The sequence below is a fragment of the Methylobacterium sp. D54C genome (assembly GCF_053345595.1).
The window spans coordinates 1-17,518 of sequence record NZ_JBKFAK010000029.1 but is presented as its reverse complement, the minus strand read 5'-3'; the positions used below and the strand labels follow the sequence as shown (position 1 = coordinate 17,518).

The window sequence follows — 17,518 nt, the reverse complement described above, 5'->3', positions numbered from 1 at the left end:
TCGCTGCGCTCGCGATGACGGTGGTGGATCCGGGCAGACCTCACACCGCCAGATGATCGATGACGCGTGCCCGCGCGTCCGGCGCCTGGGCGGCCCCGCTGTCGACGATCTCGCCGAGCTTGAGCACCGCGTAGCGGTCGGCGAGCGCCAGCGCGAAGGCGACGTGCTGCTCCACCACCAGCATGGACACGCCCGCGGCCCGCTCGGCCTGGAGCACGCCGCGCAGGCGCTCGACCATGGACGGCTGCACGCCCTCGGAGATCTCGTCGATCAGCAGGAGGCGCGGGCGCAGCATCAGGGCGCGCCCGAGGATCAGCATCTTCTGCTCGCCCCCGGAGAGCGTGCCGGCCCGCTGGGCCAGCCGGTCCTTCAGAAATGGGAAATGGCCGAACAGCCGCTCCAGCGCCTCCGGCAGCATCCGGTCGGAGGGTACCGCGAGGCGCAGGTTGTCGCGGATCGACAGGTCCTGGAACAGGGGCTGCTCCTGCGGCGCGTAGCCGACGCCGAGCGCGTTGAGCTTGGCCGGCGTGAGGCCGGCGAGCGCCTGGCCCCCGACCGTGATGGCGCCGCCGCGCAGGGCCACCATGCCCAGGACGGTCTTGAGCAGCGTGGTCTTGCCCATGCCGTTCTTGCCGAGCAGCGCCACGATCTCCCCCGGCCCGACCGACAGGGACACGTCCTTGACGATGGCGACGGCGCCGTAGCCGCTCGACACCCGGTCGAGGGCGAGGGCGGCCCCCGCCGGCGCGATCTGCCGTGCTGCCCGCCGTGCTGCCTCACCCATGGGCGCCTCCCGAGTAGATGGTCCGGACCAGTTCGGAGCCCACGACTTCCTCGACCGTGCCGTCCAGGACCAGCCGGCCCTGGTGCAGCACCACGATCCGGGACGAGATCTCGCGCACGAAGTCGAGGTCGTGCTCGACCAGCACGGCGGCGATCCGGCCCTCGGCGGTGAGCGCCTTGAGGACGGTCCCGATGGTGGTGCGCTCGGCCTTGGTCAGGCCCGCGGTGGGCTCGTCGAGCAGGATCAGTCGCGGCTCCAGCGCCACCACCATGGCGAGCTCCAGCGCCTGCTTCTGGCCGTGGGACAGGAGGCGCGTCGGCTGCGTCAGCTGGCGGTCGAGGCCGGTCATGCGCAGGACGTCGAGGGCCGGCTGCGGCAGGCCCAGCGTCCCGGCCCGCCCGACCGGGCTCAGGCCGTCGTGGGACGCCCGGGCGAGGCGGAGGCAGTCGGCCACCGACAGGCTCTCGAACACGCTCGCCACCTGGAACTTGCGCCCGACGCCGAGGCCGACGATCCGGTTCGGCGTCAGCCCGGTGATCGGCGTACCGCCGACGGCGATCGCGCCCTTGAACGGCTCGGTGCCGTCGCTGAGGCAGCGCATCAGCGTGGTCTTGCCGGCGCCGTTGGGCCCGACGAGGCTGACGAGCTCGCCCGCCCGGATCTCGAGGTCGATGCCCTCCAGCACCGTCAGGGCGCCGTAGGCCTTGGCGAGGTTCTCGACCTTGAGGATCGGGGTCCCGGTCGCCTCGGTGCCGGTCACCTCCGGCCCGGCCGCCTCGGTCCCGGCCGCCCGCGCGACGAGGCGCGGCGGCGCCGGCTCCCGCCGGCCCACCGGCAGCGCCCGCCAGAGGCGGCCGACGAGGTCGGCGAGGCCGCCCGGCAGCAGGATGATGATGACCACGAAGGCCGACCCCAGGAGGAGCTGCCAGAGGAACGGCAGGTCTCCCGAGAGGTTGGCCGCGAGGTAGTCGATCGCGACGGTGCCGAGCACCGGGCCGAGCAGCGTGCCGCGGCCGCCGAGCGCCACCCAGATGACCAGCTCGGTGCCGAACAGGAAGCCGGCATTCTCGGGCGCGACCACGCCCGAGGCGTTGGCGAACAGGAAGCCCGCGAGCCCCGCCACCGCGGCGAGCGCCGCGGTGAGCCGGATCTGCAGGCGCCGCGGGTTGAGGCCGAGATAGGCGCAGCGCGCCTCGTTGTCCCGGAGCGCCACGAGGGCGCGGCCGGCATCGGCCCGGACCAGGATCCAGGCCGCCAGCGTGACGGCGATCAGGAACAGGGCCGCGAGGCGGAAATAGCCCTCGGTCTCGAAGGGCAGCACGTCGAAGCCGACGAGGCCGCTGCTGGAGCCGGTCCATTCCCCGCCCGCGTAGATGAGCTGCACGACGACGATCGGGACGACGAGCGAGATCACCGAGGCGTAGAGCGGGGTCGAGCGGTGGTAGAAGGACAGCCAGCCGACCGCGAGGCCGAGCAGGGCCGGCGCGACGAGCGCCGCCGCGATGGCCGCGGCGATCCCGAGCGGCGTCGCCCCGTAGGCGGCGAGGATCATCGCGGTGGCGTAGGCGCCGATGCCGAAGAACGCCGCCTGGCCGAAGGTCAGGATCCCCGCGAAGCCCCAGAGCAGGTCCACCGTGACGGCCAGCACCGCGTAGATCATCGAGCGGGTCAGGACGTTGACCGCGAAGGTGTCGAGGACGAGCGGCGCGATCCAGAGGGCCAGCGCCGCCAGGCCCGCGACCACGAAGGGCGCGGCGCGGGACAGGCGGCGTCCGCGGGGCGCCGCGGCGGCGCGCTCGGTGGCGGGCTCGGTGGCGGGCTCGGTGGCGGGCAGGGTCTCAAGCACGGGAGAAACCTTTCGGGCTGATCCGCAGCACGAGGGCGGCGAGCACCGCGACGGCGATGCTGCCCAGGATCGGGCTCACGAAGGTGCTGATCAGGACCTGCGCGGCCCCGAAGACCAGGCAGGCCGCCGCGAGCGCCAGGTACGAGGCGTCGGCGACCATCACCAGCATGAAGGCGCCGATCAGCCAGGAGACGCCCATGTTGGGGTCGACGCTGGTGAGCGGCGTCAGCAGGACGCCGGCGAGGCCCGCGAAGCCGGCGCCGAGCATGAACACGACGAGGCGCACGCGCCCCGTGTCGATGCCGAGGCTGCGCGCCAGGGTCTCGTTCATGATCACCGCCCGGGCCGAGAGGCCGAGCCGGGTCCGCTCGATGGTGAGCGCGAACAGCGTGCCGATCGCCAGCGCGATGCCGAGCGCCACGAGGCGGTAGGCCGAGTAGTCGACGCCGAGGAACGCGACGGTGCCGGCGTAGAGGTTCGGGGTGAGCTGGACGTCCCGGCCGAAGGCCAGGGTGATGAGCTGCCCGACCACGATGCCGAGCCCCCAGGTGGCGAGGATCGCGTCCAGCGGCCGCCGGTAGAGCGGGCGGATGATGAAGTGCTCGGCGAGCCCGCCGAGCGCCGCGCCGACGACGAAGGCGAGCGGCAGGGCGAGCCACGGATTGAGCCCGAGCCGGGCGGTCACCACCGCGCAGTAGGCGCCGACCGTCAGCCACGCCCCGTGGGCGAAGTTGATGATCTTGAGCACGCCGAAGATCGCCAGGAGGCCGATCGCGACGATGAACAGGATCGCCGCCGTGGTCAGGATGTCGAGGGTGAGCAGCATCGGGGATTCCGGGTGCGCGTGTCGTCGCGGGCTGAGGGAGGGATTTGGCGGGTGACGACGGTCCCCTCCCCCTCTGCGGGCTTGCCGAGTCACGTATCGACCACGGCACCGCGGCTTCCGGACCGGGCGCGGGTCCCCTCTCCCGTGCGGGAGAGGGACAGGGTGAGGGGTGCGACCTCTCCGGAGAAGTCTCGTCCAAGACAGCGCGACGACGGCGCTCGATCCTGGAGCGTCTAATCCCTCACCCCAACCCTCTCCCGCACGGGAGAGGGGGCACGTGGCGCTCCGTCATCGACGTCGGCGCGAGACGGGTGGATATCGTCGCCCGCCCGGGCGAGGCCTCGTGCCCCGCCCCTCACTGCAGCTTCGGGCACTGCTCGCCGGGATCGACGTCCTTGAAGGTGCCGGCGACCTTCACGGTGCCGTCCTTCTGGATCTGGCCGAGATACATGGTCAGCGGCGCGTGGTGCTGCTTGCTCATGGTGATCGTGCCCCGCGGCCCGGTGAAGCTCACGGTCGGGAGCGCCTCCAGGACCTTGGCGGTCTCGGTCCCGCCCGCCTTCTCGACGGCGGCCTTGTAGAGGTAGATCGCCTCGTATTCCGGCACCGAGAGGTCGTTCGGCGTGCGCAGCTCCGCGCCGAACTTCTTCTGCATCGCCGCCAGGAACGCCTTGTTCTCCGGGCTGTCGATCCCGGTGACGTAGGAGGCCGAGAGGTAGACGCCCTCGGCGTCCGCGCCCATGCTCTTGGCGGTGCCCTCGTCCAGCGCGAGGTTGGCGAAGGGCATCGACACGCCCGCGCCGCGCAGCTGCTTGGTCAGCGTCACGTTCGGCGCGCCGCCCGCCGTCGAGGTGATCAGCGCGTCGGGCTTGGCCTCCTTCAGCTTGGAGATGATCGCCGTCCAGTCGCTGCCGTCCATCGGCAGGTATTCCTCGCCGACCACCTTGCCGCCGGTCTTCTCGACGTAGCTCTTGGCGAAGCCCAGCATGCCGCGGCCGAAGGCGTAGTCGCTGCCGATCAGGAAGTAGGTCTTGGCGCCCTTCGCCTTGAAGGCGTCCACCACCGGCGGCACCTGCTGCTCCGGCACCCAGGCGTCCACGAACATGTTCTTGTTGCAGGAATGGCCCTCGTAGAACGAGGTGTAGATGTACGGCACCTTCCCCTTGGTGACGGCGGGCAGGCCGGCGTTGCGGGCCGCGCTCGTCTCCATCGAGATCAGGACGTCGACCTTCTTCTGGTAGATCAGGCTGTCGAAGGCCTTCTGGGCGCCGGCCGCCCCCGAGGCGTCGTCGGCCACCTCCAGGACGAGCTTGCGGCCGAGCACGCCGCCCTTGGCGTTGATCTCCTCCACGGCGAGCTCGGCCGACTGCACCACCGAGGGGGCGACGACGCTGTTGGCGCCCGACAGGCCGATCGGGATGCCGATGACGATCGGCTTGCCGTCGGCGGCCTGCGCGGCCGTGGCGGCCTGCGCGGCGGCGAGGGCGAGCGCCGCGGCGGCGACGAGGGACCATTTCACCATGAACGAACTCCTTGGATGACGACGGTGCGAAGCGGGCTCAGCCGTAGATGTCGGCGCGGCGGTCGCGCAGGAGCGAGTTGAACGCGTTGAGGTCCTTGCGCCCGGCCGCGTCGAGGTCGACCAGCGCCGAGACGGTCTCGGTGCGGTCGCGGCTCGCCGGTCCGGCAAGCGGCCAGCCCTTGGGGCCGATGATCAGGCTCTGCCCCTCGAAGGGCTGGCCGCGCTCGATTCCGACCCGGTCGGCGCAGGCGATGAAGATCCCGTTCGAGTGCGCGGCGGCCCGGTGCAGGGTGTTGGCCATGGCAGCCTCGCCCGCGGGCTGGTCGGGCATCGGCACCCAGTTGGTCGGGACGCAGACGATCTCCGCGCCGGCGAGCGCCAGCTGCCGGAAGGTCTCGGGGAACCAGCCGTCGTAGCAGATCGCGACGCCGACCTTCCCGAGCGCGGTGTCGAAGACCGGGAAGCCGAGATCGCCCCTGGCGAAGAACACGTTCTCCTGATCCCAGAGATGCGCCTTGCGGTACGTGCCGATGTAGCCCTCCGGCCCGACGATCACGGCGGCGTTGTAGAGGGTCTCGCCGGCGGATTCGGCGATGCCCGCCACGATGTGCACGCCGAGTTCCGCGGCGAGCGCCGCCCAGGCGCGGGTGGTCGGGCCGTCCGGCACCGGCTCGGCCAGCGCGGCGGCCTCCGCGGCGGATTCGAACACGTAGCCGGTGCTCGCGAGTTCCGGCAGCACGATCAGCCGGCCGCCCTCGGCGGCGGCCGCGCGGACGAGGTCCGACGCGCGCGCCATATTCGCGTCGACCGCGCCGAATTCCGGCTCGAACTGGATGCACGACACCCGTATCGGCGGGCGCGCGGGATCGTTCGCCTGGACCATGAGAGCTCCGAAACGCAAAAAGCCCCTGGGCGCGGAGACAGATCATCCGCGAACCAGAGGCTTCAAAGCCGTGATGTCGTGCAGCACTGCTGCTGCGGGGCAACCTTGCCCGGTTAGACTACGATACGCACCCCGAAACAGACCGCAAGACCATAAATGCGGCAGGCTGCTGCGATCAAGTCTTTTCCGCCAACGCGATGCGCAGGCCGAGTCCGCTCATCGCCTCGTGGGCGGAGACCACGCTCTCGGCCACGCTCGCCATCGGCACGCGGGCGGCGGTGGCCCGGTCCCGGAGCATCTTGTAGGCGGCGTCCTCGTCGATCCGGTTCAGGTCCACGAGCAGCCGGACCGCCTTCTCGACGGTGCGGCGGCCCTTCATGGTCTCCTCCAGCCGGTTGATCTTGCTGGTGAGCCGGCCCTCGTAGCCGCGCCGGTAGCGGGCCAGGGCGAACTGGGTGAGCACGCCCCGCGGGTGGAGCGGCTTGTTGAGCACGCCGTGGGCGTTGACGTCCGCGATCGCCTTGAGCGAGGTCGGACTCTCGTAGGCCACGATGGCGATGACCGCCGGCTCGATCGCCTCGATCGACGGCAGCAGGTGCATCACCTGGGCGTCGTCGAGCTGGATGAACAGCGTGTCGATGTCGGCCGGCAGGGCGGCGGGCGGCGGCCACGCCAGGGAGACCGCGCAGCCGAGGCGGCGGAGCTGCTCCAGCAAAGCGGCGGCCTCCTCGTCCCGGGGATGGATGACGAGGGCGCGGGCGCGCCGCAGGTCGTCCAGGATCTTGCGGGCGGGGGCGGTCACGCGGCGAGCCCCTCCTCCAGCCAGTTCGTCTCGAACCGGGACCACGCGAGGTACGGGTCGGGCCGCACCGGCCGCCGCGCCCGCCAGACCACGTCGAACTGCCCGTCCGCGCGGGCGACGCCGATGCCGGGGGTGAGCCAGATGTGGCGCGTCTCGCCGTCGAAGGCGAGTTCGCCCTCCGGCGCCGCGAGGCGCTGCCGCAGGGCCGCCGCGCCGAGGCGCTCGGCGTCGAGGGTGCCGGCCTCCGCGAGCGCCCGGGCGAAGAGGTGGACCTGCGCGTAGGCGGTCTCCGACCACATGCTGGTGGGGCGCTCAGGCCCGAACCGGGCCTGGAAGGCGGCGACGAAGCGCCGGTTCTCCTCGCCGGCGAGAGCCCCGAAATACGGCGCCGCGAGGACGTGGCCGGTGCAGTGCTCGGGGCCGATCGCGCGGATCTGGCCCTCCGCCAGGGTGAGGCTGGCGATCGGGCAGCGGGCGCGGTCGATGCCGGATTCGGCGTAGGCGCGGTAGAGCCGCTCGGCGCCGCGCCCGACCACCGTGGAGAAGACCGCGTCCGGGGCAGCGTCGCGGATCGCCGCGATCATGGCGGCGTGGGCCGCGTCGTCCGCGTCGAGGGCCGCGTACAGCTCGCCCACGATGGTCCCGCCCTTCGCCTCGATCAGATCGCGCATGACCCGGTTCGATTCCCGCGGGTAGATGTAGTCGGAGCCGATCAGGAAGATCCGCGGCCCGTGCTCCTGCATCAGGTAGTCGGCCAGTGCGAAGACGTTCTGGTTGAGGGTCGCGCCGGTGTAGATGATGTTCTCCGAGTACTCGAAGCCCTCGTAGATCGACGGGTACCAGAGCAGGCCGTTGTGCCGCTCGACGGTGGACATGACCGACTTCCGGCTCGCCGAGAGCGAGCAGCCGAACACCACCTCGACCCCGTCCTCGGCGAGCATCCGCCGGGCCAGGGTGCGGTAGGCGTCGTTGTCGCCGGCGGGGTCGTAGCAGACGGGCTCGATCGGGCGCCCGAGCACGCCGCCGGCCCGGTTGATCTCCTCGATCGCCAGGGCGGTGCCGAGGAAGTGCTCGGTCTCGGTGATGCCGCTCACCCCGCTGCGGGAGAACAGGACGCCGACCCGCCACGTCGCTTCATCCTTGGCCGCCATGGTCCCCCCGGGCTCGGCGCAGGCACCCGGAGGGCTGCGCGCCCCGCTGTCCTAGCCGAGGGAGGACCCGCCGCGAAAGCCGTTCCCCGCGCCGTCGTCCCCGGGCGCCGGGGGCGGACCCGGGACGGTGCGGCTCCGGGGCGGCCCTAGCGCCGCTCCGCGCGGGCGAGGCGCGAGACCAAGATCCCGAGCCCGATCGCCGCGCCGGTCAGCGCGAGCTTCGCCGCCAGCCCGGACCGGTTGTGGGCCAGCTCGGCCCGGGCGCCCATCTCGGCCGGGACGTTGGGGACGCGGCCCCGCGCGAGGTCGTCGACCACGCCCTCGACCACGTTCACCCGGTCGGCGGCCATCAGCATCAGCCAGTGCGCCCACTGGGACTCGCTGTAGCGGAACGCCTGCCGGCGGATGACGCCGCTCACGCCGCGCGGCGGGGTCGACGTGCCGACGACCGCCGGCCGGGCGTTGTACTCGATCGAGGTGAGGACCTCGACGCGCGCCCGCTGCTGCGGCGGCCGCGTCCAGTTCATGCCCCGGCTGTCGTCGCGCGCGATGTCGCGCATCGGGTAGGTCGGATCGTTCTGCGGATCCGCGTCGACGCCCCAGCCCGGGACCGTCGACGGATCGATCGGACGGTTTCTCATCGCCCCCTCCTCACGCGCGTGCCGTCGGGGGGACCAGGACCGGCTTGATGCAGCCGTCGAGCTTGGCCGAGAAGAGGTGGTAGGCATCCGCGGCCTCCTCGAGGGGCACCTTGTGGGTGATCAGTTCCTTGGGGTTCAGGCGGCCCGCCGCGATATGGGCGATCAGCTTCGGCAGCAGGCGCTTCACCGAGGCCTGGTTGGCCCGGATGGTGATGCCCTTGTTCAGGACGTTGCCGATCGGGATCAGGTTGCCGGTCGGCCCGTAGACCCCGACGATCGAGACGACCCCGCCCTTCTTGACCGCGTTGATCGCCCAGTGGAGCGCCACCGCCGAGCCGCCCTCGAGCTTCAGCTTGGTCCCCATCAGGGTATGCAGGGCGCTCCCCGCCGCGTCGCCGCCGACCGCGTCGATGCAGACGTCGGCCCCGAGGGAATCGGTGGTCTTCTTCAGGAAGACCACGGGATCCCCGATCGAGCGGAAATTGTAGACCTCGGCGGGACAGTACCGCCGCGCGAAGTCGAGCCGGTACTCGACGTGGTCGATGACGATCACCCGCCCGGCCCCGAACAGCCACGCGCAGCGCGCCGCCATGATGCCGACCGGTCCGGCGCCGAAGACCACGACGGTGTCGCCGCGCTGGATCCCGCCCATCTCGGCCGCCTGATAGCCGGTCGGCACGACGTCGGTGAGCAGCACCGCGTCGTCGAGGTCCATCGTCTCGGGGATCTTGCACGGGCCGACATCGGCGTAGGGCACCCGGACGTACTCGGCCTGGCCGCCGTCGTAGCCGCCGGCGGTGTGCGAGTATCCGTAGATGCCGCCGACCGCGGTCGCCTGCGCGTTCGCCTCGTGGCAGTTCCCGAACAGCCCCTGCTTGCAGAAGTGGCAGCGGCCGCAGGCGATGTTGAACGGGACCAGCACGTGGTCGCCGACCGCGAGATTGCGCACGCCGGAGCCGACCTCCTCAACAACGCCCGTGAATTCGTGGCCGAACGTCGTGCCGACGCGCGTATCCGGCACCATTCCATGGTACAGGTGAAGATCAGATCCGCAGACGCAGGTTCGCGTAACTCGGATGACCGCATCCTCAACATGCTCGCACACGGGGATCGGCTTGCGATCGACGCGCACGCGGTACGGCCCGCGGTAGTTCATCGCCAGCATGCTGGGGCTCCCTCGTCCACGACCGGGGAACCGCAGGTGGATGCCCAAGTTCCCGGCGGCCGCGGCGGGGCGCGAGGTGACGCGCGGCGGGCGGGCGCCCTCATCCGGCGGCCGGCCCTGCCTTCCGCGCCGGGCGGCTCACGAACCGGGAGCCGGCGAGCAGGAAGCGCCAGGGCGTCTCGGCGCCGCGGGTGATGCCGATGCGCCGGTCGCTGACCACGTCGCCGCCCCCGGAATCGCCCGCGGCGCGGGGCTCGAACCGGAACGGCGCCCGCGCGAGGGGCGCCCCGTCGAGCGCGTCGGTGACGCCGAGGGCCTGGCAGAGGCGGCCGGGGCCGGCGCAGAGGAGGCGCGGATCCTCCAGGCCGCGGCGCGCCCGCATGGCGGGAAGCCCCTCGGTCGGCGCGAGGGCCCGGAGCAGCACGGCGCTGCCGGGCTCGCAGACGAGGTTCAGGCACCAGTGCATCCCGTAGGAGCGGTACACGTAGGCGTGGGCCGGCGGGCCGAACATGCTGGCGTTGCGCCGGGTCGGGCCGCGGAAGCTGTGGGAGGCCGGATCGGTGCTGTCGTAGGCCTCGGTCTCGACGATGATCCCGCCGGCCGCGCCGACGAACAGGCGGGCGCCGATCAGGTCGGAGGCCACCGCGGCGGCGCTGCGGGCGAAGAAGGTGTCCAGCATCGGGGCTCCGGCGCGGGCGGCCCCGCGCGATCCGCGTCGCCGGGATCCGGCGAAACGCGGGCGATTAGAAATAAATCGGACGCAACGGAAGTCTTGCTGGTACGAGGGGCCCGTGAATGGCGGGCCCAGAACCGATCCCTTCGGACCTCCAGCATGGTGCGCACAGCCTCGATCGCGACGCTCCGGTCCGCAGAGTCGGGCGCGCAACCCCGGTCGGCCCCGCGCGCCGCGCGGCTCCGCCTGAACCTGCGGCGCCTCCGGCTGGCCAGCGGCCTGATCCTGTTCGGCTACGTGCTGACCCACCTGCTGAACCAAGCCCTGGGCAACGTCTCCCTCGACGCCATGGAGGACGGCCTCGACCTCGTCACGGCCGTCTGGCTCAACCCCGTCGGCCTGACGCTGCTCTACGGCGCCCTGGTGGCCCACCTGCTGCTCGGGCTCCAGGCCCTCTACGCGGCCCGCTTCTTCCACTGGCGGCCGTCCGAGACCCTGCAGCTGGTCTCGGGCCTGCTGATCCCGCCGCTGCTCATCAGCCACATCGTCGGGACCCGGGTCTCCTTCGTCACCGAGGGGCTCGACAAGGGCTACGCGCAGGAACTCTACGCCTTCTGGATCGCCTCGCCGATCCTCGGCCTGATGCAGGTCACGGTCCTGGTCGTCGCCTGGATCCACGGCTGCATGGGCCTGTATTTCTGGCTGCGGCTGAAGCCCGGCTTCGACCGCATGGCGCCCTGGCTGCTGGCGCTCGCGGTGCTGGTGCCGGTCCTGTCGCTGCTGGGCTTCGCGCAGGGCGGCCGGATGGTCATGACCCTGGCGCAGGATCCGGCGTGGCGCGCGGCGGCGCTCCAGCCGGTCCATGTCGGGCTGCCCGACCAGGTGGCGCGGCTCGCCGCCGTCCGGGACGGGCTGCTCGGGACCTACGCGGGCCTCGTGGCGGCGGTGATCGCGGCCCGCGGCGCGCGGACGCTCGCCGAGATCAAGCGCGGCACGATCCGGCTCAGCTACCCGGACGGACGGGTGGTGCGGGTACCCCGCGGCACGAGCGTGCTGGAGGCGAGCCGGCGCAACCGGATCCCCCACGCCAGCGTCTGCGGCGGCCGCGGCCGGTGCTCGACCTGCCGGATCCGGGTGACGGACGGCAGCGACGGGGCGCCGGCGCCCGGCCGCACCGAGCGGGCGGTGCTGGAGCGCATCGCGGCCGGCCCGGGGGTGCGCCTCGCCTGCCAGTTCCGGCCCGAGACCGACATGGCCGTGGTGCCGCTGCTGCCGCCGCAGCCGCGGATGCGCCAGGCCGACCTGCTCGACCGGGCGCAGTCGGGCGAGGAGCGCTTCATCGTGGCGATGTTCGTCGACCTGCGCGGCTCGACGCGGCTCGCCGAGGAGCGCCTGCCCTACGACACGGTGTTCATCATCAACCGCTTCCTCGGCGCGGTCGGCGACGCCGTGCGCGAGGCCGGCGGCTCGACCAACCAGTTCCTCGGCGACGGCCTGCTGGCCCTGTTCGGCCTGGAGACGGAGGCCGAGGCGGCCGCCCGGGAGGCCCTGAAGGCGATCGACCTCATCGCCGAGTCGGTCGACACGCTGAACGGGCTCCTGGCGGCCGACCTGGAGCACACCCTCCGGTACGGGATCGGCGTACATGCCGGCCCGGCGATCGTCGGCGAGATGGGCGACGCCACCGACGCCCGGTTCACGGCGCTCGGCGACACCGTCAACGTCGCGGCCCGGCTCCAGGGCCTGACCAAGGTCCTCGGCTGCGTGGCGGTGGTGTCGGAGGCGGTCTACGCGGCGGCCCGCATGGCGCCGGCGGAGATCCGGGACGTGACGGTGGACGGCCGGTCCGAGGCCGTCCGGGTCAGCACCCTCGGAAACGCCTGACGCGAACGTCTTTGCGAGCGGAGCGAAGCAATCCAGAGTGGCACCGCGGTTCTCGGCGTCGCGCATCCCCGGGTCGCTTCGCTGCGCGCGCAATGACGGGTGATCCGAGCGGACGGCGTGCCTCAGGCCCGCTGCCGGTGCGCCGCCCCGAGGCGCGGCGCCAGGGCCAGCATCAGCGGCACCACGGCGAGCGCCGTCCCGGCCGCCGCCACGGCCGCCCAGTGCGGGCCGGCCGCGTCGCCGAGCCGGCCGTAGAGCAGCGGTGCCGCCAGCGCGCTGCCGCCGAGCGTCCAGGTGTAGAACACCGCGAAGGCCCGCTCGACCCGGCCGCCGGGCGCCAGCTCCGGGACGGTCCCGTAGAGGACCGACGAGGTGCCGTTCAGCATCACGCCGAGCAGCGGCAGCAGGATCAGCCCGGGAGCCAGCGGCAGCACGATCACCGCCAGGATCGCCAGTGCCGTCCCGGTCTCGGTGAGGATCACGGTCCGGGTCACGCCGAGGCGTTCCCCGAGGCGCCCGCAGACCGCCTTGCCGAGCGCGCCGCCGACGAAGACCAGCGACAGGGCGAAGCCCACCGTGGTCAGCGCCGCGCCCTTTTCCTGCAGCAGGAACGGCAGGTAGAGCAGGAAGGCCGGCCGCGCGGCGTTGTCGAGCATGCCGATGGCGACGAGCAGCCGGAAGCCCGTGCCGCTCCCCGACCCGGTCGCGGACGGATGGGGCGCCGGACGCGCAGCGGCGCCGCCGCTGCGTGACGCCGGCTCACGCGGCAGCAGGCGCGCGACCGCGAGCGCGACCACGATCCCGGCGCCGGCGATCACCCAGAGCGCGTGCCGCCAGCCCGTCAGGGTCAGCAGCAGGCCGACCAGGGGCGGGACCGCCGCCTTCCCGAGATCGCCGGTGAAATTGTAGGTGCCGAGCGGCCCGCGGGCGCCGGGCCCGTAGGCCCGGGCGATCACCGCCGAGGCCAGGGGATGCTGGGTGCTGCTGCCCGCGCCGCCGAGCAGGAGCCCGATCCCGAGCCCGAGGAGGCCGCCCGAAGCCCCGGCGATCGCGTAGCCGGCCGCGCTGAGCACGGTGCCGAGCACCAGCACGGTCCGGACGCCCCAGGCCTGGGCGAGGCGGCTCGCCGGCATCTGCAGCGCCGCCAGAGCCCCGTTGTAGAGCGAGCGCAGGAACGCCAGGGCGACGTAGTCGAGGCCGAACTCCGCCTGCCAGACCGGCAGCAGCACGTAGATCAGGTCCGTGTAGCCGTCGTGCAGGGCGTGGTTCGCGCCGGTGGCCACCAGCGTGCGCCGGGCGTCCGACAGGGACATGGGTTCGGGAGACGCGGTCAGATCGGACGCGGCGGACATCCAGCCATCCTTCGTGGTGCGACGCCAGGATGGCGCCCTGGCCCGGAGCTGACAAACGACTTAAGCTGACGCTCGCGTGAGGAAACCTGACCCGTGCACCGCCGCCTGCCGCCGCTCAACGCCGTGAAAGCCTTCGAGGCGGCCGCGCGGCACGAGAGCTTCACCCGCGCCGCGCACGAGCTGCGGGTCACCCACGGGGCGGTCAGCCGGCACGTCCAGATGCTGGAGGGCTGGCTCGGGCTGCCGCTGTTCGAGCGCCACAACCGGCGCGTGGTCCTGACCGAGGCCGGCACGGCCTACGCCACCGAGATCGGCGCCGCCCTCGACCGGATCGCCCTGGCCACCGCCCGGCAGGCCGAGCGCGGACGGCCGCGCCTGCTGCACGTGAACGCGCTGGCGACCTTCACACTCCGCTGGCTGATCCCGCGCCTGTCGGGCTTCCAGCGGGCCAACCCGTCGATCGAGGTGCGGCTGACCACCTCGAACGTGCCCCTGGCGAGCCTCGCGGAGCCGTTCGACGTGGCGATCCGGGGCGGGCCGGACAGCCGGCCGGGCCACCGCGCCGAGCCGTTCCTGTCCGAGCGGCGCATCCCGGTCTGCAGCCCGGACCTGCTGCGGCGGCTGCCGCTCCGGGTGCCGGAGGATCTCCGGCAGCACACGCTGCTGCACGCCGCGACGCTGCCGCGGGTCTGGCCCGACTGGCTGCGCGCGGCGGGCGTCCCGGATCTGGCGCCGCGGGCCACGGTGACGCTGGAGCATTTCTACCTGACCCTCCAGGCCGCCCTCGACGGGCTCGGCGTCGCCATGGGGCCCGAGCGGCTGATCGCCGACGACGTCGCGGCCGGCCGCCTGACCCTGCCATTCCCGGGCCCGGCCCTGCCCGCGCGGAGCTACTACACCTACATCCCCGAGCCGCGAGCGGAGGATCCGGCGGTCCGGGCCTTCTGCGGCTGGCTCGCCGAGGCGGCGCGGCATCCGTAACGCTCCGTCATCGCGAGCGCAGCGAAGCGACCCAGGGCGGCGCGCCTTCCGTCCGGAGGGCACCGACTGGATTGCTTCGCTGCGCTCGCAAAGACGGCGGAGACGCGCATCAGGGATGGCGTGCCGCCTCCGTCCGGCGCATGGATCGGATCCGGAACGCCCCCGACCGCGTCGGGGTTGGCGTCAGACGCTTCTGCCGAAGGTGACCGCATGGCGCGCAAGCGTCTCCGCCCGACGATCGAGAGCCTGATCGAGTCCCTGGGGCGGCTCGGCGTCGCCCCGGAGGCGGTCGACCTCGACCGGCTGCTCGCCCAGCTCGACCTGCCCGATTACGGCGCCGAGGTCGACGACGACCGTGTCGCCCGGGCGCTCCGGGACATGCGGGCCGCCCGGGCCTTCGCGGAGACCGGCGTCCCGGCGATCCGGAAGGCGATCGCCAATCTCCGGGCCGTGGTCACCAAGGACCACCGCATCACCTGGCTGATCCGCACCGAGATCCCGCTCCTCGACAACGGCCGCCTGGACCTGCGCCTCGACGTGGCCCCCGAGCCGGAGGCGGCCGAGATCCTCGCCCGCATGGCCGCCCGGAACGACCCGACGCACCGCCTGGAGGCCCTGCGCGACGCCGTGGCGCGCACAGCCCTCCAGGCGACCCGCGCCCTGCACAAGCCGGTCGACCGGCTGCGGGCGCAGCTCCTCGTCGACCTGCGCGAGGTCGGGGCGGACGCCGCCGCCTACATCGCCCACATGGACCGCTCGCTCCGGTCGCGGGTCTTCACGTACGGCCCGAAGCTCGCCCGCGGCCTCAACGACACGCTCACCCCCGTCCGCCGCCACGCCAAGGCGGTGGCGCGCGAGGGCTCGCGCCTGCGGCGGCTGCGCGATCAGGTCGGCTTCGGCGCCTATATCGAGCGGTTCACCGCCGCCCGGCGCCTCGACCGGAAGATCGTGTTCCACATGGGGCCGACCAATTCCGGCAAGACCTACGCGGCGCTCCAGCACCTGACGGCGGCCGAGACCGGAGCCTACCTCGCGCCGCTCCGGCTGCTGGCGCTGGAGAACTACGAGACCCTGCGCGAGCGCGGCCTGCGCGCCGGCATGATCACCGGCGAGGAGGTGCTGGGCGAGGCGAACCCGACCCACACCGCCCGGACGATCGAGACCGCCGACCTGACGCGGCCGATCGACGTGGCGGTGATCGACGAGATCCAGATGCTGTCGGACCCCGACCGCGGCTGGGCCTGGACCAACGCGCTGTTCGGCGTCGCGGCGCGGACCGTGATCGTCTGCGGCTCCGACGACGCCCTGTCGTATGTCCGCCGCGCCGCCGAAGCGGCCAACGAGTCCCTGGAGGTGATCCCCTTCACCCGCAAGTCGCCGCTCCTGCTGCTGGAGGAGCCAGTGCCGTTGGAGAAGGTCGAGGCCGGGGACGCGGTCGTGGCCTTCTCCCGCCGGGCCGTGCACGAGAATCGCGAGGTCCTCGTCGCCCGCGGCCACCGGGTCGCGACGATCTACGGCGCCCTGTCGCCGGAGGTCCGCCGGGCCGAGGCCGCGCGCTTCCGCTCCGGCGAGGCCAACGTGCTGGTGACCACCGACGCGATCGGCATGGGGCTCAACCTCGGCCCGCTGAAGCGGATCGTGTTCTCGGCGGTGCGCAAGTGGGACGGGACCGCCGAGCGGGCGCTGACCCATTCCGAGATCCGGCAGATCGCCGGCCGGGCCGGCCGCTACGGCCACCAGGATGTCGGCTACGTGGCGGCGACCGACCCGTACGCCGCCGAGCCGATCCGCACCGCCCTCTCGGGCGCCCCGACGGCGCCGGCGGCCGACACGCGCTTCTTCGTCCGCCCGGATCTCGGGGCGATCCGCTCGGTGGCCGAGGAGATGCGCACGCACAGCCTGCACGAGGTGCTGACCCACTTCGCCCGGGCGACCTTCTACGCGGGCTCGCCGTTCCAGCCCTCGGCCCTGGAGGAGGTGCTGGAGGTCGCCCGGATCGTCGACCGGGCGCGGCTGCCGATCGAGGAGAAGTTCGCCTTCTCGGTCTGCCCGATCGACCGGCGCGACGAGATCGCCATGGGGCTGCTGGAGCGCTGGTGCCAGGCGCGCGCCGCCGGCCTCACGGTCCCGGCTCTGCGCGGCAACCTCTCGGGCGCGCTCGACTACCAGGAGCGGACCGTGAAGCTCGCCAGCGCCTATCTGTGGCTGTCGCGGCGCTTCCCCGAGACCTTCGATGACGTGGACGCCATCCGCCACATGCGCGGCCGGGCCAACGACGCCATCGAGCAGCACCTGCGGGAGACAGCGACCCGCAAGGCCGAGCGGCGCAGCCGCCGGCCGGTCGGGGCACGGTGAGACGCGGCATCGGAACATGAAAAAAGCCCGCTGCGCGTTCAGCGCAGCGGGCTTTGTCAGATGACGTTGGTTGCGGGGACAGGATTTGAACCTGTGACCTTCAGGTTATGAGCCTGACGAGCTACCGGGCTGCTCCACCCCGCGCCAAGTCTGTGCGGCTGGTCCGGGTCGACGCGGGCTCTGTGTGAGCGTGCGCCGTGTCCGGAGGCCGGATCGGTGTTCGTGTCGAGGGAAGGTGTGTGTATTGCGATGGGCGGGTCTGGCGGCGACCGACTCTCCCGTGTCTTGAGACACAGTACCATAGGCGCTGGCGTGTTTAACGGCCGAGTTCGAGATGGGATCGGGTTCTGGGCACGCCGCTCAGGCCACCAGACCGGCGCATCGCAACTTGTTTGGCACTGGGCGTCGCAGGGTGCTGCGACGGCGAGTGCTGTGTTCGGCAAGCAGGCAGCGTCATCGCTGCGGGTCTTCTTATAACCGTGGCTGTGTGCCCGTCACCCGCTTTGCAGCGGCTGCCGGTCACACACGGACACGGATCACGAGAGCGATCAAGCCAATCGGGCGATTAGTACCGGTCGGCTCAACGCGTCACCGCGCTTGCACCCCCGGCCTATCGACGTGGTCGTCTTCCACGGCCCTCAAGGGAGGTCTCG

General features: G+C 72.5%; 14 protein-coding genes, 1 tRNA gene and 2 rRNA genes. 3 read left to right on the top strand and 14 right to left on the bottom strand.

What is annotated here, in order from left to right:
• Positions 1-40 precede the first annotated feature (40 nt).
• The 10 genes from ACLBYB_RS28955 to ACLBYB_RS28910 all read right to left on the bottom strand — a co-directional run bounded on the left by ACLBYB_RS28955 (position 41) and on the right by ACLBYB_RS28910 (position 10,299).
• A complete protein-coding gene (locus ACLBYB_RS28955; RefSeq protein ID WP_091683238.1) occupies positions 41-784 on the bottom strand; it encodes an ABC transporter ATP-binding protein in 744 nt (247 codons plus the stop codon).
• Positions 777-2,549: a branched-chain amino acid ABC transporter ATP-binding protein/permease gene (locus ACLBYB_RS28950; protein WP_447700877.1), complete on the bottom strand. Its 1,773-nt coding sequence runs from the start codon at positions 2,547-2,549 to the stop codon at positions 777-779. Before ACLBYB_RS28950 ends, ACLBYB_RS28955 begins: the two co-directional genes overlap by 8 nt.
• A 73-nt stretch (positions 2,550-2,622) precedes the next feature.
• Positions 2,623-3,456 (bottom strand): branched-chain amino acid ABC transporter permease, encoded by an 834-nt coding sequence (locus ACLBYB_RS28945; protein WP_020096060.1) that lies wholly within the window; start codon positions 3,454-3,456, stop codon positions 2,623-2,625.
• Between the two features lie 355 nt (positions 3,457-3,811).
• Complete coding sequence (locus ACLBYB_RS28940; protein WP_447683685.1) at positions 3,812-4,978, bottom strand: substrate-binding protein; 1,167 nt, start codon at positions 4,976-4,978, stop codon at positions 3,812-3,814.
• 37 nt (positions 4,979-5,015) lie between these two features.
• The gene (locus ACLBYB_RS28935) at positions 5,016-5,861 is read right to left on the bottom strand and encodes a nitrilase family protein (RefSeq protein ID WP_447700851.1); all 846 of its coding nucleotides are present in this window, start codon (positions 5,859-5,861) and stop codon (positions 5,016-5,018) included.
• Between the two features lie 175 nt (positions 5,862-6,036).
• Positions 6,037-6,663, bottom strand: a complete 627-nt coding sequence (locus ACLBYB_RS28930; protein ID WP_020096063.1) for an ANTAR domain-containing response regulator — start codon at positions 6,661-6,663, stop codon at positions 6,037-6,039.
• Entirely contained in the window at positions 6,660-7,814 is a 1,155-nt protein-coding gene (locus ACLBYB_RS28925) for a transporter substrate-binding domain-containing protein (protein WP_447700850.1), read from the bottom strand. The genes ACLBYB_RS28930 and ACLBYB_RS28925 overlap by 4 nt, the downstream gene beginning before the upstream one ends.
• Before the next feature lie 146 nt (positions 7,815-7,960).
• On the bottom strand, positions 7,961-8,455 hold the full coding sequence (locus ACLBYB_RS28920) for a hypothetical protein (RefSeq protein WP_132368912.1): 495 nt from the start codon (positions 8,453-8,455) through the stop codon (positions 7,961-7,963).
• A 10-nt stretch (positions 8,456-8,465) separates the two neighbouring features.
• The gene (locus ACLBYB_RS28915) at positions 8,466-9,611 is read right to left on the bottom strand and encodes a zinc-dependent alcohol dehydrogenase (RefSeq protein WP_447700876.1); all 1,146 of its coding nucleotides are present in this window, start codon (positions 9,609-9,611) and stop codon (positions 8,466-8,468) included.
• A 109-nt stretch (positions 9,612-9,720) separates the two neighbouring features.
• Positions 9,721-10,299, bottom strand: coding sequence for a DNA-3-methyladenine glycosylase (locus tag ACLBYB_RS28910; RefSeq protein WP_042670544.1), 579 nt, complete (start codon positions 10,297-10,299; stop codon positions 9,721-9,723).
• Between the two features lie 153 nt (positions 10,300-10,452).
• On the opposite strand from ACLBYB_RS28910, the gene ACLBYB_RS28905 reads away from it, so the two are divergent.
• Positions 10,453-12,177 (top strand): adenylate/guanylate cyclase domain-containing protein, encoded by a 1,725-nt coding sequence (locus ACLBYB_RS28905; RefSeq protein ID WP_447700849.1) that lies wholly within the window; start codon positions 10,453-10,455, stop codon positions 12,175-12,177.
• A gap of 122 nt (positions 12,178-12,299) precedes the next feature.
• Here ACLBYB_RS28905 and ACLBYB_RS28900 read toward each other — a convergent pair whose 3' ends face one another.
• Complete coding sequence (locus ACLBYB_RS28900; RefSeq protein WP_447700848.1) at positions 12,300-13,529, bottom strand: MFS transporter; 1,230 nt, start codon at positions 13,527-13,529, stop codon at positions 12,300-12,302.
• A gap of 93 nt (positions 13,530-13,622) precedes the next feature.
• Between ACLBYB_RS28900 and gcvA the strand changes: the two genes are divergently transcribed.
• Positions 13,623-14,510 carry a transcriptional regulator GcvA gene (gene gcvA, locus ACLBYB_RS28895; protein ID WP_447700847.1) on the top strand — a complete coding sequence of 296 codons (888 nt, stop codon included), beginning with the start codon at positions 13,623-13,625 and terminating at the stop codon, positions 14,508-14,510.
• A 210-nt stretch (positions 14,511-14,720) separates the two neighbouring features.
• On the top strand, positions 14,721-16,865 hold the full coding sequence (locus tag ACLBYB_RS28890; protein WP_447700846.1) for a helicase-related protein: 2,145 nt from the start codon (positions 14,721-14,723) through the stop codon (positions 16,863-16,865).
• A gap of 67 nt (positions 16,866-16,932) precedes the next feature.
• Here the strand turns inward: ACLBYB_RS28890 and ACLBYB_RS28885 are convergent.
• The 3 genes from ACLBYB_RS28885 to ACLBYB_RS28875 form a co-directional block, all read right to left on the bottom strand.
• Positions 16,933-17,009 (bottom strand) — tRNA-Met (locus ACLBYB_RS28885).
• Positions 17,010-17,122: 113 nt separating this feature from the next.
• Positions 17,123-17,238: ribosomal RNA gene (gene rrf, locus ACLBYB_RS28880) — 5S ribosomal RNA — on the bottom strand.
• 171 nt (positions 17,239-17,409) lie between these two features.
• Positions 17,410-17,518: ribosomal RNA gene (locus ACLBYB_RS28875) — 23S ribosomal RNA — on the bottom strand; the annotation flags it as partial.